This window comes from Nocardia sp. NPDC059177, assembly GCF_042755165.1.
Taxonomy (GTDB): Bacteria; Actinomycetota; Actinomycetes; order Mycobacteriales; family Mycobacteriaceae; genus Nocardia.
Map to the genome: position 1 here is coordinate 28,746 of NZ_JBHZBX010000021.1, position 23,231 is coordinate 51,976.

The 23,231-nt window shown below is 68.4% G+C and carries 25 protein-coding genes and 1 tRNA gene; 14 read left to right on the forward strand and 12 right to left on the reverse strand.

Annotated features, from left to right (window positions below):
* Positions 1–17 precede the first annotated feature (17 nt).
* The 4 genes from ACFXK0_RS23525 to ACFXK0_RS23540 all read right to left on the reverse strand — a co-directional run bounded on the left by ACFXK0_RS23525 (position 18) and on the right by ACFXK0_RS23540 (position 4,006).
* A complete protein-coding gene (locus tag ACFXK0_RS23525) occupies positions 18–1,397 on the reverse strand; it encodes a sensor histidine kinase (RefSeq protein WP_379412967.1) in 1,380 nt (459 codons plus the stop codon).
* A 68-nt stretch (positions 1,398–1,465) separates the two neighbouring features.
* On the reverse strand, positions 1,466–2,173 hold the full coding sequence (locus ACFXK0_RS23530) for a response regulator transcription factor (RefSeq protein ID WP_379412855.1): 708 nt from the start codon (positions 2,171–2,173) through the stop codon (positions 1,466–1,468).
* Between the two features lie 66 nt (positions 2,174–2,239).
* On the reverse strand, positions 2,240–3,775 hold the full coding sequence (locus ACFXK0_RS23535; protein WP_379412968.1) for a trehalose-6-phosphate synthase: 1,536 nt from the start codon (positions 3,773–3,775) through the stop codon (positions 2,240–2,242).
* Between the two features lie 72 nt (positions 3,776–3,847).
* Positions 3,848–4,006 carry a hypothetical protein gene (locus ACFXK0_RS23540; protein ID WP_019044795.1) on the reverse strand — a complete coding sequence of 53 codons (159 nt, stop codon included), beginning with the start codon at positions 4,004–4,006 and terminating at the stop codon, positions 3,848–3,850.
* Positions 4,007–4,179: 173 nt separating this feature from the next.
* Here ACFXK0_RS23540 and ACFXK0_RS23545 point away from each other — a divergent pair, with 173 nt between their 5' ends.
* From ACFXK0_RS23545 to ACFXK0_RS23560, 4 genes are all read left to right on the forward strand, one after another.
* Positions 4,180–5,013 (forward strand): alpha/beta fold hydrolase, encoded by an 834-nt coding sequence (locus ACFXK0_RS23545; protein ID WP_379412856.1) that lies wholly within the window; start codon positions 4,180–4,182, stop codon positions 5,011–5,013.
* A gap of 132 nt (positions 5,014–5,145) precedes the next feature.
* A complete protein-coding gene (locus tag ACFXK0_RS23550; RefSeq protein ID WP_022565839.1) occupies positions 5,146–5,382 on the forward strand; it encodes an MbtH family protein in 237 nt (78 codons plus the stop codon).
* Positions 5,383–5,509: 127 nt separating this feature from the next.
* Positions 5,510–5,581 (forward strand) — tRNA-Thr (locus ACFXK0_RS23555).
* Between the two features lie 60 nt (positions 5,582–5,641).
* A complete protein-coding gene (locus tag ACFXK0_RS23560) occupies positions 5,642–7,948 on the forward strand; it encodes a protein kinase (RefSeq protein WP_379412857.1) in 2,307 nt (768 codons plus the stop codon).
* Positions 7,949–7,965: 17 nt separating this feature from the next.
* On the opposite strand, the gene ACFXK0_RS23565 is transcribed toward ACFXK0_RS23560, so the two are convergent.
* Positions 7,966–8,886: a MerR family transcriptional regulator gene (locus ACFXK0_RS23565; RefSeq protein ID WP_379412859.1), complete on the reverse strand. Its 921-nt coding sequence runs from the start codon at positions 8,884–8,886 to the stop codon at positions 7,966–7,968.
* A 46-nt stretch (positions 8,887–8,932) separates the two neighbouring features.
* Here ACFXK0_RS23565 and acpM point away from each other — a divergent pair, with 46 nt between their 5' ends.
* A complete protein-coding gene (gene acpM, locus ACFXK0_RS23570) occupies positions 8,933–9,238 on the forward strand; it encodes a meromycolate extension acyl carrier protein AcpM (RefSeq protein ID WP_379412860.1) in 306 nt (101 codons plus the stop codon).
* Entirely contained in the window at positions 9,235–9,678 is a 444-nt protein-coding gene (locus ACFXK0_RS23575) for an SRPBCC domain-containing protein (protein ID WP_379412861.1), read from the forward strand. Before acpM ends, ACFXK0_RS23575 begins: the two co-directional genes overlap by 4 nt.
* An 80-nt stretch (positions 9,679–9,758) precedes the next feature.
* On the opposite strand, the gene ACFXK0_RS23580 is transcribed toward ACFXK0_RS23575, so the two are convergent.
* The 4 genes from ACFXK0_RS23580 to ACFXK0_RS23595 all read right to left on the reverse strand — a co-directional run bounded on the left by ACFXK0_RS23580 (position 9,759) and on the right by ACFXK0_RS23595 (position 13,047).
* The gene (locus ACFXK0_RS23580) at positions 9,759–10,511 is read right to left on the reverse strand and encodes an ESX secretion-associated protein EspG (protein ID WP_379412862.1); all 753 of its coding nucleotides are present in this window, start codon (positions 10,509–10,511) and stop codon (positions 9,759–9,761) included.
* Positions 10,508–11,884 (reverse strand): hypothetical protein, encoded by a 1,377-nt coding sequence (locus ACFXK0_RS23585; protein WP_379412863.1) that lies wholly within the window; start codon positions 11,882–11,884, stop codon positions 10,508–10,510. Before ACFXK0_RS23585 ends, ACFXK0_RS23580 begins: the two co-directional genes overlap by 4 nt.
* A gap of 135 nt (positions 11,885–12,019) precedes the next feature.
* Entirely contained in the window at positions 12,020–12,541 is a 522-nt protein-coding gene (locus ACFXK0_RS23590) for a DUF3558 domain-containing protein (protein ID WP_379412864.1), read from the reverse strand.
* Positions 12,542–12,621: 80 nt separating this feature from the next.
* The gene (locus ACFXK0_RS23595) at positions 12,622–13,047 is read right to left on the reverse strand and encodes an HIT family protein (protein WP_379412865.1); all 426 of its coding nucleotides are present in this window, start codon (positions 13,045–13,047) and stop codon (positions 12,622–12,624) included.
* Between the two features lie 79 nt (positions 13,048–13,126).
* Here ACFXK0_RS23595 and ACFXK0_RS23600 point away from each other — a divergent pair, with 79 nt between their 5' ends.
* The gene (locus ACFXK0_RS23600) at positions 13,127–13,570 is read left to right on the forward strand and encodes a hypothetical protein (RefSeq protein ID WP_379412866.1); all 444 of its coding nucleotides are present in this window, start codon (positions 13,127–13,129) and stop codon (positions 13,568–13,570) included.
* Between the two features lies 1 nt (position 13,571).
* Here the strand turns inward: ACFXK0_RS23600 and ACFXK0_RS23605 are convergent, their stop codons facing one another.
* Positions 13,572–13,949 carry a PH domain-containing protein gene (locus ACFXK0_RS23605; protein WP_379412867.1) on the reverse strand — a complete coding sequence of 126 codons (378 nt, stop codon included), beginning with the start codon at positions 13,947–13,949 and terminating at the stop codon, positions 13,572–13,574.
* Between the two features lie 201 nt (positions 13,950–14,150).
* Here ACFXK0_RS23605 and purD point away from each other — a divergent pair, with 201 nt between their 5' ends.
* Positions 14,151–15,425: a phosphoribosylamine--glycine ligase gene (gene purD, locus ACFXK0_RS23610; protein ID WP_379412868.1), complete on the forward strand. Its 1,275-nt coding sequence runs from the start codon at positions 14,151–14,153 to the stop codon at positions 15,423–15,425.
* Between the two features lie 140 nt (positions 15,426–15,565).
* Here purD and ACFXK0_RS23615 read toward each other — a convergent pair whose 3' ends face one another.
* Positions 15,566–16,633 (reverse strand): M23 family metallopeptidase, encoded by a 1,068-nt coding sequence (locus ACFXK0_RS23615; protein ID WP_379412870.1) that lies wholly within the window; start codon positions 16,631–16,633, stop codon positions 15,566–15,568.
* A 61-nt stretch (positions 16,634–16,694) separates the two neighbouring features.
* Between ACFXK0_RS23615 and ACFXK0_RS23620 the strand changes: the two genes are divergently transcribed.
* From ACFXK0_RS23620 to ACFXK0_RS23645, 6 genes are all read left to right on the forward strand, one after another.
* Positions 16,695–17,192 (forward strand): hypothetical protein, encoded by a 498-nt coding sequence (locus ACFXK0_RS23620; RefSeq protein ID WP_379412871.1) that lies wholly within the window; start codon positions 16,695–16,697, stop codon positions 17,190–17,192.
* Between the two features lie 176 nt (positions 17,193–17,368).
* Entirely contained in the window at positions 17,369–18,529 is a 1,161-nt protein-coding gene (locus ACFXK0_RS23625) for a pyridoxal phosphate-dependent aminotransferase (protein ID WP_379412872.1), read from the forward strand.
* A gap of 157 nt (positions 18,530–18,686) precedes the next feature.
* Positions 18,687–19,340 (forward strand): TetR/AcrR family transcriptional regulator, encoded by a 654-nt coding sequence (locus tag ACFXK0_RS23630; protein ID WP_379412873.1) that lies wholly within the window; start codon positions 18,687–18,689, stop codon positions 19,338–19,340.
* Between the two features lie 6 nt (positions 19,341–19,346).
* A complete protein-coding gene (purB, locus tag ACFXK0_RS23635) occupies positions 19,347–20,768 on the forward strand; it encodes an adenylosuccinate lyase (protein WP_379412874.1) in 1,422 nt (473 codons plus the stop codon).
* A 95-nt stretch (positions 20,769–20,863) separates the two neighbouring features.
* Complete coding sequence (locus ACFXK0_RS23640) at positions 20,864–21,286, forward strand: HIT family protein (protein ID WP_379412875.1); 423 nt, start codon at positions 20,864–20,866, stop codon at positions 21,284–21,286.
* Positions 21,287–21,423: 137 nt separating this feature from the next.
* A complete protein-coding gene (locus ACFXK0_RS23645; protein WP_379412877.1) occupies positions 21,424–22,383 on the forward strand; it encodes an alpha/beta hydrolase in 960 nt (319 codons plus the stop codon).
* A gap of 58 nt (positions 22,384–22,441) precedes the next feature.
* Here ACFXK0_RS23645 and ACFXK0_RS23650 read toward each other — a convergent pair whose 3' ends face one another.
* Positions 22,442–23,221, reverse strand: coding sequence for a glucose 1-dehydrogenase (locus ACFXK0_RS23650; protein WP_379412878.1), 780 nt, complete (start codon positions 23,219–23,221; stop codon positions 22,442–22,444).
* Positions 23,222–23,231: the final 10 nt, after the last annotated feature.

Sequence of the window (23,231 nt, forward strand, 5' to 3'; positions counted from 1 at the left end):
CGGGGGGTTCGTCGCGTTCAGGGGTCGGTGCGGGGGAGGTGGACGGTGAAGGTGGTGCCCACACCCGGCTCACTGGTGACCTCCACCGTGCCGCGATGGGCGGTGACCAGGGCCTGCACGATGGACAGGCCGAGGCCGGTGCCGCCGCTGGTGCGGGTGCGGGAGGCGTCGGTGCGGTAGAAGCGTTCGAAGATGCGGGCGGCTTCCTCGGGGGCCAGGCCGGGGCCGGTGTCGGCGACCTCGATGCGGACTTCGTCGGCGGTGGGGGTCAGCCGGACGGTGATGACGGTGTCGTCCGGGGTGTGGGTGCGGGCGTTGTTGAGCAGGTTGGCGAGGACCTGGCGTAGCCGGTGATCGTCGCCGAGGATCTCCAATGTGCCGGTGCCCTCGGAGATTTCGAGGGTGATCGGGCGGTGCTGGTGCTCGGCGGCCTCGACCGCGCGGGCGCTGTGCACCGCGTCGCCGGCGATGGCGAGCAGGTCCACCGGGCGCAGGTCGACGGGGCGTTGCGCGTCCAGGCGGGCCAGCATGAGCAGGTCCTCCACCAGCAGGCCCATCCGCTGCGCCTCGTGTTCGATGCGGTTCATGAAGGTCGCCGGGTCGCCGGTCGCGCCCTGGCGATACAGCTCGGCGAAGCCGCGGATGGTGGTCAGTGGGGTGCGCAGTTCGTGGCTGGCGTCGGCGATGAAACGCCGCATCCGGGACTCGGATTCGCGTGCCGACGCCTCGGAGGCCTCGGTCGCGGCGAAGGCCTGCTGGATCTGGGTGAGCATGCTGTTGAGCGAGCGTGAGAGCCGGTCGACCTCGGTGTCGGTGCCGCGCACCGGAACCCGGTGATGCAGCTCGCCGCCGGCGATGGCGGCCGCGGTCGCCTCCACCCGGCGCAGCGGACGCAGACTGCCGCGCACCACGAAATAGGCGGCCACCGCCAGCGCGGTGAGGACCAGCGCGCCCACGATCAGTTGTACGACAATGAGATTGCGCACGGTGTCGAGGTTCTCGGTGAGTGGCAGCGCGACCGTCGCCGAGGCTTTGCGGCCGTGCACGGTGAGCACCCGCCACTGGTCGGTGGACTCGCCGACCGAACCCACCGTCACCGGTTTCGTCGCCGGTGGATCGGGCAGATCCGGAACGGCGTCGGTGCCGAAGACGTTGTCCAGCACCAGTGTTCGCGTTCCGTCATCGGACTCGCCACGCAGGTAGTAGCGGCTCGGCGGCTGCTCGGAGGGTTTCTGCTGTGGCATCTCGGGTGGTTCGGGCAGGCTCAGCCGGCGCTCCCACTCGATCGCCGCGTCGACGAGTTGCTGATCGGTGCGATTCTGCAGCGAGTTCGCCATCGCCGTGGTCACCACGAAACCTGAAGCGACCAAACCGAATCCGGCCAGCATCACCAGCATCACCACCAGCGTCACCCGCAGCGGAACGGCCGAACTCCGGCGGGCGATGCGGGCGCGCAGCCCGGTGCTCACTTCTCCCGCATCACGTAGCCGACCCCGCGCAGGGTGTGGATCAGCCGCTGCTCACCGGTGTCGACCTTCTTGCGCAGATATGACACATAGGTCTCCACCACGCCGACCTCGCCACCGAAGTCGTAGCGCCACACGTGATCCAGGATGCGCGGCTTGCTCAGCACGCTGCCCGCGTTGACCATGAAATAGCGCAGCAGCGTGAACTCGGTGGGGGACAGGGCAACCGGCTCGCCCGCCTTCCACACCTCGTGGGTGTCGTCGTCGAGTTCGATATCGGCGAAGCGCAGCCGGGTGCTCGCCTGTTCCGGTTTGGCCTGGCCGGCGCGGCGCAGGATCACCCGCAGCCGCGCGACCACCTCCTCGAGGCTGAACGGTTTGGTGACGTAGTCGTCGGCACCGAGAGTCAGCCCGGTGATCTTGTCGTCCACGTCGTCGCGCGCGGTCAGGAACAGCACCGGCGCGTCGAAGCCGTCGGCGCGCAGCCTGCGCAGCAGGCCGAAACCGTCCATGCCGGGCATCATCACGTCCACGATCAGCGCCTGCGGACGGAACGTGCGCGCCCGGTCCAGCGCTTCGGCGCCGTCGGCGGCCGTGGCCACCTCGAAGCCCTGGAAACGCAGGCTCACCGACAGCAGCTCCACGATCATCGGTTCGTCGTCGACGACGAGCACCCGCGCTTCGGGCACCTCCGGCACACCAGTCATAGCTTCATGGTCCACCCCCGTGCTGGGAAGTGGCTGGACCAACGCTGTGAGGTCGCTGTGTGCCGCTCAGCGGCGCTCCTCCGGGTACACGTCCTCATCGCTGAGCAGGGCCGATCCGGCGACATTGCCGTGTGAGAGCGCGTCGAGGAAGGCGCGCGCCCAGCGTTCCACGTCGTGGGTGAGCACCTGGCGGCGCATCGACCGCATCCGCCGGCGCCGGGTGTCGCGCTCGTCGTCGAGGGCGCCGACGATGGCGTCCTTCACGCTGTCCAGGTCGTGCGGATTGCACAGGTAGGACTGGCGCAGCTCGGCCGCCGCGCCGGTGAACTCGCTGAGTACCAGCGCGCCGTTGAGATCGCTGTGGCAGGCCACGTACTCCTTGGCGACCAGGTTCATGCCGTCGCGCAGCGGCGTGACCAGCATGACGTCGGCGGCGACGAAGAACGCGATGAGTTCGTCGCGGGGGATCGGCCGGTGCAGATAGTGCACCACCGGGTAGCCGACCCGGGCGAACTCACCGTTGATCCGGCCCACCTGACGTTCGATGTCGCCGCGCATCTTGATGTAGCTCTGCACCCGTTCACGGCTGGGCGTTGCCAGCTGCACCATCACGGTGTCGGCCGGGTCGACCCGGCCGTCTTCCAGGAGTTCCTGGAGCGCGTTGAGCCGGATGTCGATGCCCTTGGTGTAGTCGAGGCGGTCGACGCCGAGCATGATGTTCTTCGGATTGCCCAGCTCGGCGCGGATCTTGGCGGCGCGTTCGCGCACCGAGCGCCGCCGGGACAGTTCGTCCAGATCGGCGGAGTCGATCGAGATCGGGAACGCCCCGACGCGCACCGTGCGGAACCCGACCTGCACCACACCCAGCTTGGAACGCACCCCGACGGTGCCGCGCGAGGTCGGCTGACCGGCCAGCCTGCGGGCCAGATAGAGGAAGTTCTGCGCGCCGCCGGGCAGATGGAAGCCGATCAGATCGGCGCCGAGCAGGCCCTCGATGATCTCGGTCCGCCACGGCATCTGCATGAACAGCTCGACCGGCGGGAACGGGATGTGCAGGAAGAAACCGATGGTCAGGTCGGGGCGCAGCATCCGCAGCATCTTCGGCACCAGCTGCAGCTGGTAGTCCTGCACCCAGACCGTCGCCCCCTCGGCGGCCACCTTCGCCGTCTCCTCGGCGAAACGCCGGTTGACCTCGACATAGGCCGCCCACCAGGCCCGATCGTAGACCGGCCGGACGATCACGTCGTGATACAGCGGCCACAGTGTGCCGTTGGAGAACCCCTCGTAGTAGTCCTCTACCTCCTGCGCCGTCAGCGGCACCGGATGCAGTTCCAGACCGTCTTCGATGATCGGCTCGACCTCGACATCGGGCACCCCGGCCCAGCCGACCCACGCCCCCTTGTTGCTGCGCAGCACCGGTTCCAGCGCGGTGACCAGCCCGCCGGGGCTGCGCTTCCATCTGGTCGTCCCGTCGGGCAGCCGCTCGAGGTCGACCGGCAGCCGGTTGGCGACGACAACGAACCCCGAGCCCGCCCCGCTCGGTGCTGGCGCGACGAGTTCGCTGTTCTCGGACGGACGGTCGTTGGACTGGTTATCGATCATTTGGTCCACTCACGCATCCTTCGCGCGTCGCAGGGTCCCGCTTTGAGTTGTAGTTGTCGAGGGAGGTGTCAGCTAGCTGGGGCCGATGCCGAGCATCGACAGCAGCATGCGGCATTCGTCGGCGTCTTCGGCATAGGCGGCGACGACGCGCTGAGCCTGGCGCGCTGTCTCGTCGGCCAGCGGTTCGAGCTCGTCGTCGGCGATGTCGTTGGCGCTGCTCTTCGCGGCCATAATGGTTCGTCCTCCCGGTTTTCAAACGCTTCGCGTGCGAGTAGTCAATACTATCGGGCCCCCGTGCACGACCTATGAACTCCCAGCCCGAACACCCCGCCCCGGTGGGCGTGTCGTGGTGCTCCCGTTACCGTGGTGGTCGGACAGCTCCACCCCGCAGAGAGGTTTGTTTCATGCCACTGGCCACGGTGAACGGCATCGCACTGAACTATCAGGTCAAGGGCGACCGTACCAAGGGCACCGACGTCGCGGGAGGTGGTCCGCTGGTGGTGTTGATCATGGGCACCGGATCGCCGGGCCGGGTGTGGGAGCTGCATCAGGTACCCGCGCTGGTCGCGGCCGGTTACCGGGTCTGCACCTTCGACAACCGCGGTATCGCGCCCTCGCACGAGGCGGCGAGCGGGATGAAGATCGAAGAACTCGTCGCCGACACCGCCGCGCTGATCGAATTCCTCGGCGAGGGCCCGGCCCTGGTCGCGGGCACCTCGATGGGCGCGCGCGTGGCCCAGGAACTGGCGCTGGCCCGCCCCGACCTGGTCCGTAAGGCGGTGTTCATGGCCGGTCACGGCCGCCTCGACCAGTTCCAGAAAACCCTCTCGGCCGGTGAGCAGGACCTCGACGCGGCAGGCGTGCAGTTGCCCGCCAAGTTCGAGGCCGCCCTGACCGCGGTGATGAACCTGTCGCCGGCCACCATGGCCGACACCAACGCCGCCCGCGACTGGCTGGACCTGTTCGAGTTCACCGGCGGCCCCGCCACCCCCGGCATCCGCGCCCAGCGCGCGATGGACCACGAGTTCGACCGGGTCGCCGCCTACCGGGCGATCACGGTCCCGTGCTTGGCGATCGGCTTCGCCGATGACAGGATGATCCCGCCGTACCTGTCGCGCGAGGTGGCCGAGGCCATCCCCGGCGCCAGGTACCAGGAGATCCCCGACACCGGCCACTACGGCTACCTGGAGCGGCCCGAGGCGGTCAACAAGATCCTCCTCGACTTCTTCGCGGGTTGATCCCGGCGGAAACGGACACTGCCCTGGGTAACCGCCCAGACGTAACGTCTCCCTTGCTAGGGTCGACACAACGCCCGGGGGTTCGCGCCCGGTGCGATCCCGTACACAGCGCCAGTATCCAGTGAGGTGAAATTGAGCACCAACCCCTTCGACGACGAGGACGGCCGCTTCTTCGTTCTGGTCAACGATGAAGAGCAGCACTCCCTGTGGCCCGCGTTCGCGGAGGTCCCGGCGGGTTGGCGTGTCGTGTTCGGCGAAGAGAGCCGGGCCGCGTGCGTCGAGTACGTCGAGAAGAACTGGACCGACATGCGTCCGAAGAGCCTGCGCGACGCGATGGCCGCCGACGATGCGGCCCGCGCCCAGTCCTGAGCAGTAACTTCTTTCGATACTGCGCCGGGACCGCACCGAGTGCGCCGGCCGCGTGGCACTACCGATGCCCGCGGCCGCCGCACCCGGCTATGATGGGCGCTGCCCTCCCGGGCTCGAGCAACAACCCGCCTCCTTAGCTCAGTGGTAGAGCACCGCTCTTGTAAAGCGAAGGTCGTCAGTTCAATCCTGACAGGGGGCTCAACACGAAAAGGCTCTGGCCCAGGCCAGAGCCTTTTAGTCGTAAACGGAGGCAGTGAACGTGGGGGCATTGGAACCGGGGTCGGTGTTCGCGGGGTACACCATCGAACGACTGCTCGGCGTCGGCGGCATGGGCGAGGTCTATACCGCCCGGCATCCACGGCTACCCCGCTCCGACGCGGTGAAGGTGCTCGCCGCGCAGTTCACCCTCGACGACTCGTATCGGCGCCGCTTCGAACGTGAGGCCGACCTCGCCGCATCCCTCTCGCATCCCGGCATCGTCAGCGTCCACGACCGTGGGGAATCCGGCGGTCGGCTGTGGATCGCGCTGGAGCTGATCGACGGCATCGATCTGTCGGCGCTGCGCACCACCTCGCCGGGTGGGTTGTCCGGCGCCGAGGTGGCACGCGCGATCGCGGAGGTCGCCGACGCGCTCGACTACGCGGGTGCGCGCGGGCTGGTCCATCGAGACGTGAAACCGGCCAATATCCTGCTCGCCAGGACCGGCCACTATCTGCTGGCAGACTTCGGCATCGCACGGTCGCTCCCGGAGAACTCCGACCTCACCGGGACCGGTCTGGCCGTCGGAACCATCGCCTACGCCGCGCCCGAACAGATGCAGGGACTGGCGGTCGGGCCGCGCTCGGACCAGTACGCGCTGGCGGCCACCGCCTTCGATCTCCTGACCGGCGTACAGCCGTTCACCGGCACGAACCCGGTCGCGGTGATCATGGCGCACGCCCAGCAGCCGGTGCCCAGCGTGCGAGCGCGTCGCCCCGATCTCGCGCCACAGGTCGATGCGGTGCTCGACCGGGCGATGGCCAAGAGCCCGATGGATCGCTTTCCCACCAGCAGGGATTTCGCGACCGCGCTCGGCCAGGCGCTCGCCCTGTCCAGCCGCGACGCGGCCACGGTCGTCAACCCGGCATCGGGCGGCGGTGGGCCACGTCGTCCCGGCCCGCCGATCCGGCCGGGGCAGGGGAGTGCGGTGCCGCGTCGGCGCCGCCGGATGCCCCTCCTCATCGGCGGATCGGTCGCCGGCGCGCTGGCGGTCGTCGCCGTGATCGGGGTCAAGGTATTGCTGCCTGATGCCGGCGCCGAGGAAGCCGCGCGACTGCCCCGCCATCCCGTGACGCCGATCATGCCGTCACTCGACAAGCGGCCCGACACTCCGGTCTGGACTCTGGCCGATATTCCTGGTCCGCCCGGCTCCCGGCCGGATGGCGCGTCCGCACTCGGTGGAGATTCCGAGGTCGTTCTCTTCCACCGCAAGGTTCGCCTGGCCGACGCGGACACCATCGAGTATCTCGACATCATCGACGCGAACACCGGTCGACTGCGGCCCGGCACCGAGCCGATCGCAGTGGACACGAGCGGGGGAAACCTCAAAAGCTGTGTCGTCAGCGCGAGCCACGCGGCCGCCGCCTGTCACCTCGACGGAGTCTCCGACGCCGTGATGGTCATCGATCTCGTGGCGAGCCGGATCATCGAGACCTTCGCCGCTGTCGACGATATCGAGAGCCTGACCGCCGCGGGTGAGCGTTTCGTCTTCGTGGACCGGCCGGATCGTGGGTATCCGGCACTTCGATCGCTCGGCGAGGACGGCCGCGAGCTCGCGGCGATCGGCTGGCCGGATGCCGGCGAGGAGGTACCGTCGGGCCAACCGCGGCATTCGATCGAGGTCTTCGACGCGGTCCGCCTGGCCATGGTGACCTCCGCGCCCGACCCGTCGAAACCGTTGTCGAAGTGGGAGTTCCGCGTAATCCGGCTCGAAGACGGCACCGAGGTGTTCCGCCGCGAGACCGCCGAGAAAATCCGTGACTGGAATGTCTTCATCGACGGCTTCGTCGTCGACGACGGCGAATCACCGGCCGGAATCTACGACCGCGGCGGTGTCAGGACCGCGGACCTGCCCGAGGGATGGCGGCCGAGCCAGCGCCAGGAGGCGATGTCCTGGCCGGGACAGGCGGAGACCTCGGTGCCGACCGCCATCCAGACCGACGGCAACAAGACGACCTACGCGGGGATCAGCCCACGCAACGGGATAGTGCTGTGGGAGCGAAAGTCATACAGCGCCGATGACCATCCCGAGTTACTCCCATTACGCGGCATCGGAACCCTGATCCTGACCACCGACTCGGGCCGTGTCGTAGACGCCTACACCGGAGAGTACGTGATCCCCGGCGTCGTCTCGAAAGGCACCGAGCTCGGCACCGACGGCAGCCGGATCGCCGTCGCCATCGACTCCACTCCGGAGGAAGTACTCGAGGTGTGGAGCGCCGACGGTGAAGAATGGGAGATCCGGAGCAACTACCTGGCCGTGTCGGTCGGCGACAAGATCTATCTCGGCGACGTGCGACTGTTCTGATCCCGTCGACGCCACATTCACTGGGGTGCAATGGTTTCGGCGCCGTCGGTCAGTGCGTTGTGGATCCAGCCGAGGGCTCGGCCCACGGTGACGCGGGGGCCGAGGAATGTGTGGGTCAGCGACCAGTAGAGCTGGATCCGGTGGGCGGTTTCGGGTGTGGCGGTGCGGAGTCGGTCGCGGAACTGTGGGGTGTCGCGGGTGCTGCGGGCGCGGGCGTGGGCGGTGACGAACAGGGTGAGGGCCGTGCCGTTGTGTGGCTGGATTCCCTGGGAGACCAGGGGGACAACGTGTTCGAGGGCATCGCCGACATCGGTGTAGAGCGTTCGCTGGTCGCGGACCTGGGCGGGGCTGGTACGCCAGAGGTGCTGGCGTACAGCGGTTTCCGTTGCCGGGTCGGTGGTGAGCGCGGTGAGCTCGGCGTAGGCGAGGACATCCTCGGCGGTGGGGTCGGCGGGTGGCTCGGGGACATTCCAGGAGATGAAGCGGTCGATGTCGTCGCGGTGGATGGGCGCGAGGATCTCCCGCCAGAAATGGCGGAGGCGCTGGTGGGCGGCGGCGGCGTCATCGGCCGCGGCCAGGACCGCGAGCCGTCCGGCACGCTGCGCCGGCACCGCGGCCGCCATCGCGCGCAGCGAAGCCCTGCGCCAGGCCAGTGTCCTGAATTCCTCGTCGACACGCGCGCTTTCGGCCGCAATGACCTCATCGAGCGACCGATCCTCGTGCAGTACAGCGGTAATCGCGTCGAGGCCGAGGCCGAGGGCACGTAGCCGGCGGATCAGCAGGACACGTTCGGTCGCTTCGGGGCCGAACAGGCGGTGTCCACCTGCGCTGCGGCGGGATTCGAGCAGGCCCTCGTCGCAGTAGTAGCGGATCGTGCGCACCGGGAGTCCCGTGCTGCGGGCCAGTTGCCCGATACTCGTTTGTGTGTTGTCTGTCACAGTCTCTTGCACCTCCACCCGGGTGGAGCTTTTAGCGTACTGAGTCATGGCAACTACGCAGCAAGAGATCGTCGCGGGTATCGCGGAGATCGTGGAGGAAGTGACCGGGATCGAGGCCGCCGAGGTGACGGTGGAGAAGTCGTTCATCGAAGACCTGGAGATCGACTCGCTGTCGCTGGTGGAGATCGCGGTGCAGCTCGAGGACAAGTACAGCGTCAAGATTCCCGACGAGGATCTGTCGAACCTGCGCACGGTCGGCGACGCGGTCGTCTACGTCCAGAAGATGGAAGCCGAGCAGCCGCAGCTCGCCGCCGAAATGGAGGCGAAATTCCGTGAAGGCCAAGACAATTGATCGCTGATACGCGGCTCGACCCCGCGAAGATCGAACTCGGCAGCTTCTTCCCGCAGTCGCCGGAGGTCGTCTGGCACGCCTTGACGGAACCGGAGCTGCTGGCACGCTGGCTGCTGCGGCCCATCGGTTTCGCCGCCACGGTCGGCACCCACTTCCGTTTCGCCATCCCCGACGCCACCATCGACGAGATCACCTGCGAGGTGCTCGCCGCCCGCCCCCGCGAACGGCTCGCCTACACCTGGATCTATCCCCAGCTCGAACAACAACCCCGCTGGATCGTCGACTGGACCCTGTATCCCCAGGGCCAAGGCACCCGGCTCCTGTTGACACACACCGGCTTCGACGTCACCGACCGCAGGCAGAAGATGATGCGCAACGCCTTGGAACGCGGCTGGAAACGCCTCGTCCTACCCCGCCTCGGCGACGTTATCCACCACTGAGAACGACCCCTGTCAGGAACTGTGGACAGATCCTGACAGGGGATTTCGGGGGCGCTGATGTCCGGACCGCGTGGTCCGTATTACCAAGCTGATTGCCGATCGCGGCTGGTGGCATGGTCGATCATCAGGTTCAGTTCGGTGGCGAGGCGGTCGGGGGTGGCTGGGGTGGCGATCACTCGTTCGGCTTCCTGGACGAGGTACCGGCCGTCGTCGGTGTAGTCGAGGACTTGGAGGCGGGTGCCACCTTCTTTCCAGCCGTCGAGGGCGGGACCGGTGTCCGCGCGGAATTCGGCGTAGGTGCGGAGGGGACGGGTGAGGAAGGTCCTGGCTTGTTCGCCGGGGGTGCGGTGGCGGGCGTAGGGGTCGGGGGTGGTGAGGTCGTCGCGGTGGACGTTGAAGCCGGCGGTGGTGCCCGGTCCGACCTTCGGCAGGATGCCGATCAGGCGCTGCGCGACAGCGGTCGCGGGACGCAGGTAGATCAGGATGTCGCCGCCCTTGCCGTATTCCTCGCCGGGGATCTGCGCGGCGACGACACCGGTGTTCGATTCGGTGGCGCCGCACGCGCGGACCATGCGCGTGCGGCCGTCGAAACGGTGGCCGAACAGTTCCACGCGCAGGTCGGGATGAGCCAGCGCGTGCAGGGCGTGATAGAGCGATTCGTCGGAGCCGATCTTGGTCATCAGCGATTCGGCGGCGATCCGGCACTGCTGGTCGAACTCGACCTGGGTTTCCACGCCGGCGGAGAACGTGAGCGGCCACGGCATGCGGTCGCGACCCAGCGTTTCCCAGGCGACCCAGAACTCGAACGGGGTCAGCTCCCAGGAGTCGGTCATGCGTCACCACCGATCACCGGCGGGACGTGCAGGCGGTCGGGGCCGAGCAGTTCCTCGTGCACACCGCGCAGATAGTCGGGTGCGTTGTGCTCGTCGTCCTCATCCCGGCCACCGCCACGCCCGCCGGGGGCGCCCATGCCGCCCATCATGCCGCGGCCCCCCGACGCGCCGGAGGTGGTGCCGCCGATCGTGCCACCCGCGTTCGGGGAACCCGGAGTGCCCGCGGTCGGGGTGCCCGGGGTGCCGCTGGGTGTGCCGCCGCTGGGGAGACCGCCACCGGGACTGCCACCGGGGCTGCCGCCGCCGGGGGTGAGTCCGCTGGGGGTGGTGCCCGCGGGGACGGTGCCCGGATCTGTGGTGGTCGGGGTCTCGGGCTGGGTGGAGGACGGGTTGGTGTCGTCGTCGCTGGTGTCGTCGTCGCTGGGGTCCTCGGTCGACGGGTCCTCGGTGGACGGGTCCTCGGTGGCCGGATCTTCCGTCGTCGGATCGTCGGTGCTCGGGTCCTCGGTGGTCGGCTTGGTGCTGCCCGGGTCGTCGGTGTTCGGGTTGCCGCCGCCGGTCGGATTGTCGTCGTCGCCGGGATCGTTCGGCTTGCCGGAGGACGGATCGGCCGGCTGCGGCACCTTGGGGACCTGGGTGTCGGACTGCTGGGCGACCGGTTTGTAGACGGTGTTCATCACCTCGCGCGCGGATTCCTCGGCGGCATTGGAGCGGCCGCTACTGGTGGCGTCGATGACCAAACCCAGTGCGGGGGAGAGCACGGAGGTGACGATGCCCAACTTGGAGGAGGACTGATCGTCGGACTCGTGCGGAACCGAATACTTGACCTGCTGCAACCCGGACCGCGCCTCTTCCATCTTGTTGGCGATCAAACGGGCGGCCTGCTCCACCTTGCCCACATCGGTGAGATAGCTCTTGGTACTGGCCAGGGCCTGGGTGGCGGCACTGCCCGACCAGCCACGCTCCATTTCCTTCTCGATATTGTCGTGGAAGGCCTGACCCTTGGTCTTGGTGTCGTTGGCGAGGGTGGTCCAGCCGTCGATGCTGGTGCCGAGGGACTCGACATTGATGGAGTTGACGAATTGCATGATCCGCTCATGCGACATGTCGTTGAAAGTCTCCATCACCGGCGGCACGACCTGGGCGGCGTACTCCCCGGTGAAACCATTGGCCAGCGACTGGTTGGCAGCGTAGATCCGATCACGTTCGTTGTTGCCGTCTTCCTGGGCCTGGCGCTCCGAATCGGTTTGCGAGACATCCCATTCGAACAGCGAACCGACACGATTGCCGATCGCGGCGCCGACATCGGAACCCATCCCCAGAGCGCCGCCGACGCCGGCACCCAGGCCGGTCATGAAACTTGTGAACGTCATCGAATCCCCCGGAATCAGTCGATCTTGTTGGTCTGCTGCTTGATGGCGAGTTGCGTTGCCTCGTCGCAGTTCTTGTAGGCGGCGCCAGCTTTACGGTACATGTCTGCCATGGTTCGCTCCCCTCCGAGATGGCCGCTATTCGGGCAGGACCTCAACGAAATTCGGTCCGGCCGCTTTCGCTACCTGGCAAGAATCGGTGGTGTCTCGACTCCCTAACGCTAAGGCTGCTTGAAGCGTGATCCTGCCCTGGCTGGAATCGAAAACAATTCCGCATTCCTCAGGAGGGTTCGATTCGCCGATCAGGTATTGGACGCCGTTCCTGCCGCCAACCGTGACGTCGACAAAGTCGTGGATGTAGGTGTTCTTGCGGAAGTCCAGCATCGACTTCGTGGTGTTGAGCAGCGACAGGAAGAACTCACCCGCGCGCCAAGTGCACCCCTTCCACTCTTCCCGCTCCACCGCGAACGGGTTGTCGTTCTTCGACGCAGGATCTGCCCCCGCCGCCAGCACCACATCATCCGGCACCGAGCACGGATCGAACAACTGCTCCTTGGTCAGCGGAGTCCCACTCGCCTCGGGCTGCCCGTCCACCGCCTTCGAGCACCCGGCGAGCGCGAGCACCGCGCATGCCCCAGCCACCACGCCGACCAGCCGCATCGTCGTCTCCTTGTTCCGCACAATCCCACTCGATCTCTATAGACGCACCGGCCGACGATTCGGTTCCCTCGGATTCGAGGTCAGTCGGGGACGTTGGCTCCGTAGCCCAGCTCGCGCAGGGCGGTCTTGATCTTGGTCTGCGCCTCGTCGAGGGACTCGGGGGTGGGGGCGGGGTCGGCGCCGGAGATGTCGAAGTCGCCCATCGAGTAGGCGGGGAAGACGTGAGTGTGCAGGTGGGGGACCTCGAGGCCGGCGATGAGCAGACCGGCGCGCGGTGCGTCGAAGGCGGCGCGAACGGCCTGGCCGACCCGCTGCGCGACGGCGGTCATCCGCGCCATGACGGCGGGGTCGATGTCCTGCCACTGGTCGAGCTCTGCGCGCGGCACGATCAGGGTGTGCCCCTGGGTGACGGGGGCGATGGTGAGGAAGCCGACGAACTCGTCGTCGGACCAGACGAACCGCCCGGGCAGCTGGCCTGCGATGATCGCGCTGAAAACGGATGCCATACCGGCGAGCCTAGAGGGTCGCTTCGGCGAGCCGCAGCCCTTGCCGGTCTCCCCGGCTCTCTCGTAGGCTGCCGGGCAGATGAATGACATTCCCGGAGGGACGAATCCGGCGGGGGCGCCGTGGCCGGCTCGCGCATGGCGGTGGGCCCTCGGGTGGCTGGTCCTCGGCTTTGTGGTGGTGCCTGCGGTCTTCGTCGTGGTGTGGGTGGCGCAGGTGACCATCGTGACGTTGCCGGTCGCCGGTCAGGACAGGTGGCTGGTTCCGCTGATGGTGGTGCTGGCCGGCGCGCCCGCGGTCGGGTCGGCGCTGTGGTTGCGCGCGGTCGGTATCCGTCATCCGGGTCGATGGCCGGTGGTGGTCGCGGTGAGCGGGCTCGCGCAGTTCGCGCTCGCCCTGCTCGCCCGGAACGCGGCCGATTTCCCGGACGGCATCGAGCCGTGGTTTCCCGCGGTGCCGATGTGCGTGGTGCTCTGGCTGCTGGGGGTGGTGCTCGCCGTGGCGGCGAAGCGGACGGTCCGGTAGGTCAGGCGGCGACGAAGTGGGACAGGATGCCCTGCACTTCGTAGATGTCGACCTGGCGGTTGAAGCGCTGCTTGAGCGGTTCGAGGCTGCTGCCGACCCAGATATAGAGCTCCGCATCCAGATCGAACGTGCCCGCGGTTTCGACGGCGAAGCGGGTGATCGAACGGTACGGGATGCTGTGGTAGCTGACCTTGCGGCCGGTGACGCCCTGCTTGTCGATCATGATCAGGCGACGGTTGGTGAACAGCATCGCGTCGCGGACCAGGATGAACGCGGAGTAGACCTGTTCGCCCTGGCCGAAGAGTTTCGCGTATTCCTGCTGGGCGGCGGCGGGGTCGACCCGTCCCGCGTTGCCCATCATCCCATCCAGCAGACCCATACTCTCCCCTTCGACCTGGTGACGCTCGGTTCCATTGTGCTGGAACCGAACCCGTGGCGCACGGGGAAGTGGTCCGGCGTATTCGTGCAATCCGATCCGCGCCAGTCAGTTTTCTGACTGGGCGAGGCCGGATTGCACGATTACGCCGGTTCGATCAGGGGGCGTCGAGCCTGTCGGCGGCCCCGCCATTAATCTGTCACGGTGCGCGTACTCGTCATCGGTTCCGGAGCCCGTGAACATGCCCTCGTCCTGGCGCTGCGCCGGGATCCCTCGGTGACGGCGGTGATCGCGGCCCCCGGCAATCCGGGCATCGGCCAGCACGCCGAGCTGCGCGCCGTCGACCCCTGCTCGGCCGAGGCCGTGGTGGCGCTGGCCACCGACGTGGCCGCCGACCTGGTGGTGATCGGGCCCGAGGTGCCGCTGGTGCTCGGCATCGCCGACGCGGTGCGCGCCGCCGGGTTCCCGGTGTTCGGCCCGTCGGGTGACGCGGCCCGCATCGAAGGCTCCAAGGCGTTCGCCAAGGACGTGATGGCCGCCGCCGGCGTGCGGACCGCGCACAGCGAGATCGTGGACAACCCGGCCGAGCTCGACGCCGCCCTCGACCGCTTCGGTCCGACCTGGGTGGTCAAGGACGACGGCCTCGCCGCGGGCAAGGGTGTGGTGGTCACCGCCGATCGCCGCGCCGCGCGCGATCACGGCGCCGAACTGCTCGAGCAGGGACATCCGGTGCTGCTCGAGTCGTTCCTGGACGGGCCGGAGGTGTCGCTGTTCTGCCTGGTCGACGGCGAAACCGTGGTGCCGCTGCTGCCCGCGCAAGACCACAAGCGCGTCGGTGACGGCGATTCCGGACCCAACACCGGCGGCATGGGCGCCTACACCCCGCTGCCGTGGCTGCCCGCCGAGACGCTCACCGAGATCGTCGACGAGGTCGTGAAACCCGTTGCCGCCGAACTGGTTCGTCGCGGCAGCTCGTTCTCCGGCCTGCTCTACGCCGGTCTGGCGATCGGCACCAACGGTCCGGCCGTGGTCGAATTCAACTGCCGCTTCGGCGATCCCGAGACCCAGGCGGTGCTCGCGCTGCTCGACAGCCCGTTCGCCGAACTGCTGCACGCCACCGCCACCGGCCGTCTCGCCGAGGTCGACGCGCCGCGCTGGAAGGACGGCGCCGCGATCACCGTCGTGCTGGCCGCCGAGAACTACCCGGCCCGCCCGCGCACCGGCGATGTCATCACCGGTGCCGAGGACAGCGCGCTCGAGGGCGAGACCCTGGTCATGCACGCGGGCACCGCGCTGCGCGAGGACAAGACGCTGGTGTCGGCCGGTGGCCGCGTGCTGAACGTGATCGGCGTCGGCACCGACCTCGCCGAGGCCCGCGAACGCGCCTACGCCCGCCTGTCCCAGATCAAACTCCCCGGCAGCCACTTCCGCACCGACATCGGTGCCACCGAAGTCGTGGTCCCCGAGCGCGCGAAGTAGCACACCCGACCTGGTTGTCGATCCTGGTCATGGTGCCGAGCGCTGTGCCTGTGCGCCGGTTGTCACTCGTGCGGGCGTTGAGAAGCGCCACTGAGTAGGTTGTCGGCTCCGGGTGTGGTGCGTGGCGAAATGGTAGGCGGTCAGGTGAGGCTCAGGCCGTGGAAGGCGAGCCAGGCTTGGGGGTCTACGTGCTGGCCGTTCTGGACTATTTCGAAATGCAGGTGGGGGCCGGTGGAGTCGCCGCGGTTGCCGATGCGGGCGATCTGCATGCCGGCGGGGACGCGTTCGCCGGGGGAGACGACGAAGTCGTACATGTGGCCGTAGATGCTGATGGTGCCGTCGTCGTGTTTGATGCGGACCCACAGGCCGAAGCCCTGGGCGGGGCCCGCTTCGACGACGGTGCCGTCGGCCACGGCGTAGATGGGGCTGCCGATGGGGGCGGCGATATCGATGCCGCGGTGCATGGTGCCCCAGCGTGAGCCGAAGCCGGAAGTGAACACGCCCTTGGCGGGCAGGCTGAAACCGCCGATGGACGGGGTCGACCCGGGCACCAGCACGCCGGGAACCACCGGCGCCCGATCACCCATCCACGGCTGCCATTCGCCCGACGCTGCCGCCGCGGCCTCGGCTTTCGCGCGCGCCAGGGTCGCCAGGGCGGCCGCCGCGGCCACGCCCGCCTCGCGGCGTTTCTCACCCTTGGCGATGGCGGCCAGCAAGCGGGCCGCCGACTGCGGGTTCGGCGGCAGCTGCGGGGGATAGGCGATCGCCACCCGCTGCGCCTCACCCGGCGCGGGCGCCCGGTCGGTGAGACCGTCGCTGAGCTGGCTGTCCGCCGCCACGAACACCGCGACGACGGCGATCCCCGCGATCAGCACCCGCCGCTCGATCAGCACGTGACGCAACTGTTCCCGGCTCGGCCGCCGCCCCCACAACACTTCGGCCTGCGCCCTCGGCCGCCGCCAGACCACCTTCTCCAGCTCACCGCTGCGCAACTCACCCGCGAGCTCGCCGACCAGCGGATACTTCGCCGCCCAGATCGAAAACCGTTCCCGCGCACCAACTTTCGCCGCCTGCTGCGCACGCCAGTTCGCCGGCAGCAGCCGCCCATTGACCAGCACCCGACGCGCCGCCACCCGCTGCCCGGCCTCCGCCTCACCAAGAGCCCCGACCACTCCGGAGTCCTCGAATCGCCCGGACGGATCCACCACCGAAGCCCCTTCGCCCCGCCCCGACACAGTGGTCGTCGCCGACGCCTCCTCAGCTTGCGTCGTGGTGGGGGTCGTCGCCGACGCCTCCTCGGTCCGAGCGGAGGTGGTGTGTGTCGTCGACGCCTTGCCGGTTCGCGTCGTGGTGGGTGGTGTTGCCGATGCCCCGGCGGTTTGTGTCGGGGTGGTTGCCGCTGACGCACCGTCGGTTGGTGTGGCGGTGGTGGATGTCGTCGACGCCTCGCCGGTTCGCGTCGTGGTGGGTGGTGTTGCCGATGCCCCGGCGGTTTGTGTCGGGGTGGTTGCCGCTGACGCACCGTCGGTTGGTGTGGAGGTGGTGTGTGTCGCCGACACCCCGCCGGTTTGCGTCGCGGTGGGGGTTGTCGCCGCGCCTTTGGGGGGTGGGGCGGTGGTTGGTGTGGGTTCGTCGGTGGGTGTTGGTGGTGTGGGTGCTTTGCGGCGGTCGCGCTGGGCGCGCAGGGTCAGGGTTCGTTTCACCGGGTCGCGCACCTCGGTGCGGGCGGCTTCGGCGACGCGGATGACGAGAGCGTCGTTGTGGTGAACCGGGTACGGGCGTCCGGTTGTTTGCTCGTTGTCGATCTCTGCCTCATATCGCCCCCGCACCCCGGCCCCGGCGCGGCCGGCTGGGCCGTGTCGGTGGCTGCGTCCTCGCTGTCGAAGCCATTGTGCCGACCATATCTGTGAACGCGCGCAATCGGGTGCTCTACCGTCTGTCGAGTGTCCAGAGAATCGCGCCGGTCGACCATTCCCCCTTTCTACGTGATGGATGTGTGGAAAGCGGCAGCCGAACGCGCCAGGTCGCACGGAGATGTGCTGGTCCTGGCCGCGGGGCAGCCGTCGACCCAGGCGCCGGCGCCGGTCCTGCGCGCCACCAGGGCCGCCATCGACCACGAACTGCTCGGCTACACCGAGACCTTCGGCATCCTGCCGCTGCGTGAGGCCATCGCCGGCCACCACAGTGAGACCTACGGCTACGACGTGCATCCGGACGAGGTGGTGGTGACCACCGGGTCCTCCGGCGCGTTCACGCTGATCTTCCTGGCCGCCTTCGACGCGGGCGACACCGTGGTGGTCGCCCGGCCCGGCTATCCCGCCTACCGCAACACCCTCACCGCGCTGGGTTGTCGTGTCGTCGAACTCGACTGCGGCCCGCAGACCCGCTTCCAGCCGACGGTCGCGATGCTCGACGCCCTGCCCGAACCGCCCGCCGGCCTGGTGGTCGCCAGCCCGGCCAACCCCACCGGCACCATGATCGACCCGGCCGAACTCGCCGCACTGGCCCGCTGGTGCGAGACGCACGGCACCCTGCTGATCTCCGACGAGATCTACCACGGCATCACCTTCGACGACGCGACACCGACCGCCTCGGCCTGGGAGTTCTCCCGCGACGCGGTGGTGATCGGCTCGGTGTCGAAGTACTTCTCGATGACCGGCTGGCGGCTGGGCTGGATGCTGGCGCCTGCCGACCTGCGCCCGGCCCTGCAACGCCTGGCCTCCAATATGACCGTGTGCCCGCCCGCGATCTCGCAGTACGCGGCCGTGCACGCCTTCGGCCCCGAAGCCAAGGACGAACTCGACGGGCACGTGCGCCGCTACGCCGCCAACCGGTCGCTGCTGCTCGACGGCCTGCCGACGATCGGCATCACCGAGCTGGCACCCGCCGACGGCGCCTTCTACGCCTACGCCGACATCTCGCACCTGACCGGCGATTCGCGGGCCTGGTGCGCCGAAGTGCTCGCCGCGACCGGTGTCGCCCTCGCGCCCGGCCTGGACTTCGACACCGCGCACGGTGACCGAACAGTCCGGTTCTCCTTCGCCGGCGCCACCGACGACATCGCCGCAGCCATCGACCGGTTGGGACGCTTCCTGAAGGACTGACCAGTTCAGCTGTCAACAGTGATGTGCAACAACAACTTTCCCTAGTACGAACACTTCCGTGCCAGGATGCGGTAGAACTCAGTTATCCCGATTTCCCCGCGTTTCCCCGATGACGATTGCGCACGGTTGAACTGATGATGACTGGCACGATGGCACGGTGACCACCGCAACGACCCCGAAAGGCGAACGACGTCGCCAAGCACTGGTGGCGGCGGCGGCTGAACTCTTGCTCGAGGGCGGCTTCGATGCCGTACGACATCGCTCGGTGGCGTCGCGGGCCGATCTTCCGCTCGCCTCGACCACCTACTATTTCGAGTCCCTGGAAGATCTGATCGCCCGCGCCGTCGAGTTCAGCGGGGCGATCGAACTGGACGCGATGCGCCGCCGCGTCGGCGAGGTCAGCCATCGCAGACGCGGCGCCGAGGCGACCGTCGACCTGGTACTCGATCTGCTGGTAGGTCCCGACGACAGCGATCTCGACGCACGCGGTCAGCTGATCGCCCGCTACGAACGCTCGGTCGCCTCCGCCCGGCACCCCGAGTTACGCGAGGTCCAGCTACGACTACGCACCCAGCTCGAAGAGCTGCTCGCCGACGTGCTGCGCCGCTCCGATCGAGTGGTGCGCCCCGAGCAGTTACGCAGGCTGGTCGCCGTGGTCGACAGCGCGGTGGTCGGCGCGCTGATCGAGGGGCAACCCGAGCCCCGCCGCCCCGCCCGGGCCGGTCTGCTCGACATGATCGACATCGTCGCCCCGCCCGTGGTCCCGAACATGATGCCCCAGCAGCCCGAACGCGTGCGCCAATTAGACTGAACGTTCGTGAGCCTTGTCCCGAACGTCCTCGCCACTCGATACGCCAGCCCGGAGCTCGTCGCGCTCTGGTCGCCCGAGAACAAGATCGTGCTCGAGCGCCGGCTGTGGCTGGAGGTGCTGCGGGCGCAGTCCGAGCTCGGGATCGATGTCCCCGCCGGGGTGATCGAGGACTACGAGCGGGTGATCGACCAGGTCGACCTGGCCTCGATCGCCGAGCGTGAGCGGGTCACCCGCCACGACGTGAAGGCGCGCATCGAGGAATTCAACGCGCTGGCCGGCCACGAGCACGTGCACAAGGGCCTGACCAGCCGCGACCTCACCGAGAACGTGGAGCAGCTGCAGGTGCGGCTCTCGCTCGAGCACGTCTACCGGCACGGCATCGCCATCGCGGCGCGGCTGGCCGAGCGGGCCGCCGAGTACCAGACGCTGGTGATGGCGGGCCGGTCGCACAATGTCGCCGCGCAGGCCACCACGCTGGGCAAGCGCTTCGCCTCCGCCGCCGACGAGGTGCTCGTCGCGCTGACCCGGCTGCGTGAGCTGATCGACCGCTACCCGCTGCGCGGGATCAAGGGCCCGATGGGCACCGCCCAGGACATGCTCGACCTGCTCGACGGTGACGCGGGCAAGCTCGCCGCCCTCGAACAGCAGGTCGCCACCCACCTCGGCTTCGCCTCGGTGTTCACCAGCGTCGGCCAGGTGTATCCGCGCTCGCTGGACTTCGACGTGCTCTCCGCGCTGGTGCAGCTGGGCGCCGGGCCGTCCTCGTTCGCGCACACGATCCGCCTGATGGCGGGCCACGAGCTGGTCACCGAGGGTTTCCAGCCCGGCCAGGTCGGGTCGTCGGCGATGCCGCACAAGATGAACACCCGCTCGTGTGAACGGGTCAACGGGCTGCAGGTGGTGCTGCGCGGTTACGCCTCGATGGCGGCCGAACTGTCGGGCGCGCAGTGGAACGAGGGCGACGTGTTCTGCTCGGTGGTGCGCCGGGTCGCACTGCCGGACGCCTTCTTCGCCATCGACGGCATGATGGAGACCTTCCTGACCGTGCTCGCCGAGTTCGGCGCCTACCCGGCGGTGGTCTCGCGTGAACTCGAGCGCTACCTGCCGTTCCTGGCGACCACCCGCATCCTGATGGCGGCGGTGCGCGCCGGCGTCGGCCGCGAGGCCGCGCACGAGGTCATCAAGGAGCACGCGGTGGCGGTGGCGCTGGCCATGCGCGAGCAGGGCCGCGAGCCCGATCTGCTGGATCGCCTGGCCGCCGACGACCGGATGCCGCTGGACCGGGCCGGTCTCGACGCGGCGCTGGCCGACAAGTCGGCGTTCGTCGGCGCGGCCGCCGACCAGGTGGCCGAGGTGGTCGCGCAGGTGCAGAAGCTGGTCGAGGCGAATCCGGAAGCGGCCAGGTATACGCCGTCTCCGATTCTCTGATCCGGCGTATTCGTGCAATTCGCTTCGCCGCAGTCAGTTTTCTGACTGCGGACGGCCGAAGTGCACGAAAATACCGGGCCCGCTACCGTACGCGCGTGAATCCGTACACGATTTTCAGTGACATCATCGCCGGGCGCGCGCCCTCGTCCAAGGTGTACGAGGACGAGGATGTGGTGGCGTTCATGGACATTCGTCCGCTGACGCCCGGCCACGTGCTCGTGGTGCCGAAGGTGGGCGCGCCGAGTCTGGCCGAGCTGGATCCGGCGCTGGGCGGCAAGCTCTTTCAGGTCGGGCAGCGGATCGCGGCGGCCCTGCGTGACAGTGAGGTCGCCGCCGATGGGGTGAATTTCTTTCTCGCCGACGGGGTTACGGCCGGGCAGGAGATCTTCCATGTGCACCTGCACGTGATTCCGCGCACGCCCGGTGACGGGTTCGGGCTGCGCGCCAGGGCGACCACGCCGGCGCGGGCCGATCTGGACTATCTGGCCGGCTCGATCCGGGGCGCGCTCACCCGCTGACCAGCGATTCCGGGCGAACCGGTCATTGCGTACCGGGGAGTTTGCTGAAGAAACGCCCGAAACGCCGAATGCTGTGATCTGCCACACCCATGGGTTACCTTGGACTGTCATTGGCATGCGGTTATGGAGGGTGGGTCGTGCGTCGTACAGGTGTTGCTGCTTCAGTGCTGGCTTTCGCCATCGCATTGATCGGACCGGCAGTGGTGCACCCCGCACCCGCCGGTGCGGCGCAGATCGTCGGGGTCAACGAGCTGAGTCCCACCCGCACGGCCATCACGGTCACCTCGCCGGCGATGGGGCGCAATGTGGACCTGCAGGTCCTGCACCCGGCGGGCGGCGGTTCGCGCGGCACGTACTACCTGCTCGACGGGCTCGACCCGGGCATCGGCCAGAGCACCTGGACCAACGCCACCGACGCCGAGGCCTTCTTCCGCGGCAAGAACGTGAATGTGGTGCTGCCGATGGGCGGCCAGGCCAGCTACTACACCGACTGGATCGCTGACGATCCGCACTTCGGCCGGTACAAGTGGGAGACCTTCCTCACCCAGGAACTGCCCGGCCTGATCGACGGCCAGTTCAACGGCAACGGTGTCAACGGCATCGGCGGGCTGTCGATGGGCGGTAACGCGGCCTACATCCTGGCCGCCCGCCACCCCGGCCTCTACCGGGCCGTCGCCGGCTACAGCGCGTGCCCCGATTCGGCGATGGCGGCCGCGGCGATCATGTTCTCCATCGCCAATCGCGGTGGTAATCCGATCAATATGTGGGGTGCGCCCGGCAGCCCCGAATGGGCCGCGCACGATCCGGCGCTGATGGTCGATGGCCTGCGCGGCAAGGCGCTGTACCTGTCCACCGGCACCGGTATCCCCGGCCCGCACGAGGCCGAACTCAAGCCGCAGCTGGCGGAGAACATCTTCCTCGGCGGCCCGATCGAACTGGGCGTGAACACCTGCATGGTCGCCTTCGACCAGCGGCTGCGGGCCGCGGGGATCGGTGCGAAGATCGACTACCACCCGGTCGGGACGCACTCCTGGTCGTACTGGCAGGACGCGCTGCACGCCTCCTGGCCCACCATCGGGCCCGCGCTCGGCGCCTGAGGCTTTCCGCACGGCCCGGCTCGACGGCGACATCGCCGTGGCAGCCGGGCCGTCGCCGTTACTCGCCCATCACGTATTTCATGGTCGGTCCCGCGGTCCAGCCGCCGTCGACGGCCAGTTCGGCGCCGGTGATGTAGGAGGCGGCGTCGGAGAGCAGGAACACCACCGCGGCGGCGATCTCGGCCGGTTCGCCGACCCGGCCCATCGGGGTGTTCGGGTAGTTGCCCGCGCCCTCCTGGATGCCGGTCACCGAGGTCATCGGGGTGTAGGTCATGCCGGGATGGATGGAGTTGACCCGGATGTTCGCGGTGCCGTTCTCGACGGCGGCCACCTTGGTCAGGCCGCGTACGCCCCATTTCGTCGCACCGTAGCTGCCGGTGAACGCCAGGCCCATCAGCCCGGCGGCGGAGGAGATGTTGACGATCGAACCGCCGCCCGTCGATTTGAAATCGGGCACCACCGCGCGCATACCGAGGAAAACGCCGACCAGGTTGATCTCCAGCACTTTCCGGAAATGCTCGAGCGTTTCCGTTTCGAACGGCTGGCCGGTGGAAATGCCTGCATTGTTGACCAGTCCGGTGACACCGCCGAATTCACGTTTCGTGAAGGCGATCGTCTCGGCCCAGTGTTCTTCGGAGGTCACGTCGAGGGAGTGGAATCTGGCTCGTTCGCCCAGGTCGGCGGCGGTCGCCGCTCCCTCTTCCGCCAGCACGTCCGCGATGACGACATTCGCGCCCGCCGCCACGGCCTGGCGCGCGGCCTCGGCGCCGATACCGCGCGCCGCGCCGGTGATAACCACTGTCTTTCCGCTCAGATCGGTCACGATGGGCCTTTCCATTGGTCGACTC

Excerpts from the sequence above, each read along its gene's own strand:
- ACFXK0_RS23545 (WP_379412856.1), top strand. The coding sequence starts at position 4,180 with ATGCCACTGGCCACGGTGAACGGCATCGCACTGAACTATCAGGTCAAG.
- ACFXK0_RS23595 (WP_379412865.1), bottom strand. The coding sequence starts at position 13,047 with ATGGCATCCGTTTTCAGCGCGATCATCGCAGGCCAGCTGCCCGGGCGG.
- ACFXK0_RS23590 (WP_379412864.1), bottom strand. The coding sequence starts at position 12,541 with ATGCGGCTGGTCGGCGTGGTGGCTGGGGCATGCGCGGTGCTCGCGCTC.
- ACFXK0_RS23540 (WP_019044795.1), bottom strand. The coding sequence starts at position 4,006 with ATGGCCGCGAAGAGCAGCGCCAACGACATCGCCGACGACGAGCTCGAA.
- ACFXK0_RS23650 (WP_379412878.1), bottom strand. The coding sequence starts at position 23,221 with ATGGAAAGGCCCATCGTGACCGATCTGAGCGGAAAGACAGTGGTTATC.
- ACFXK0_RS23580 (WP_379412862.1), bottom strand. The coding sequence starts at position 10,511 with ATGACCGACTCCTGGGAGCTGACCCCGTTCGAGTTCTGGGTCGCCTGG.
- ACFXK0_RS23525 (WP_379412967.1), bottom strand. The coding sequence starts at position 1,397 with ATGCTGGTGATGCTGGCCGGATTCGGTTTGGTCGCTTCAGGTTTCGTG.
- ACFXK0_RS23585 (WP_379412863.1), bottom strand. The coding sequence starts at position 11,884 with ATGACGTTCACAAGTTTCATGACCGGCCTGGGTGCCGGCGTCGGCGGC.
- acpM (WP_379412860.1), top strand. The coding sequence starts at position 8,933 with ATGGCAACTACGCAGCAAGAGATCGTCGCGGGTATCGCGGAGATCGTG.
- ACFXK0_RS23600 (WP_379412866.1), top strand. The coding sequence starts at position 13,127 with ATGAATGACATTCCCGGAGGGACGAATCCGGCGGGGGCGCCGTGGCCG.
- ACFXK0_RS23535 (WP_379412968.1), bottom strand. The coding sequence starts at position 3,775 with ATGATCGATAACCAGTCCAACGACCGTCCGTCCGAGAACAGCGAACTC.
- ACFXK0_RS23605 (WP_379412867.1), bottom strand. The coding sequence starts at position 13,949 with ATGGGTCTGCTGGATGGGATGATGGGCAACGCGGGACGGGTCGACCCC.
- ACFXK0_RS23530 (WP_379412855.1), bottom strand. The coding sequence starts at position 2,173 with ATGACTGGTGTGCCGGAGGTGCCCGAAGCGCGGGTGCTCGTCGTCGAC.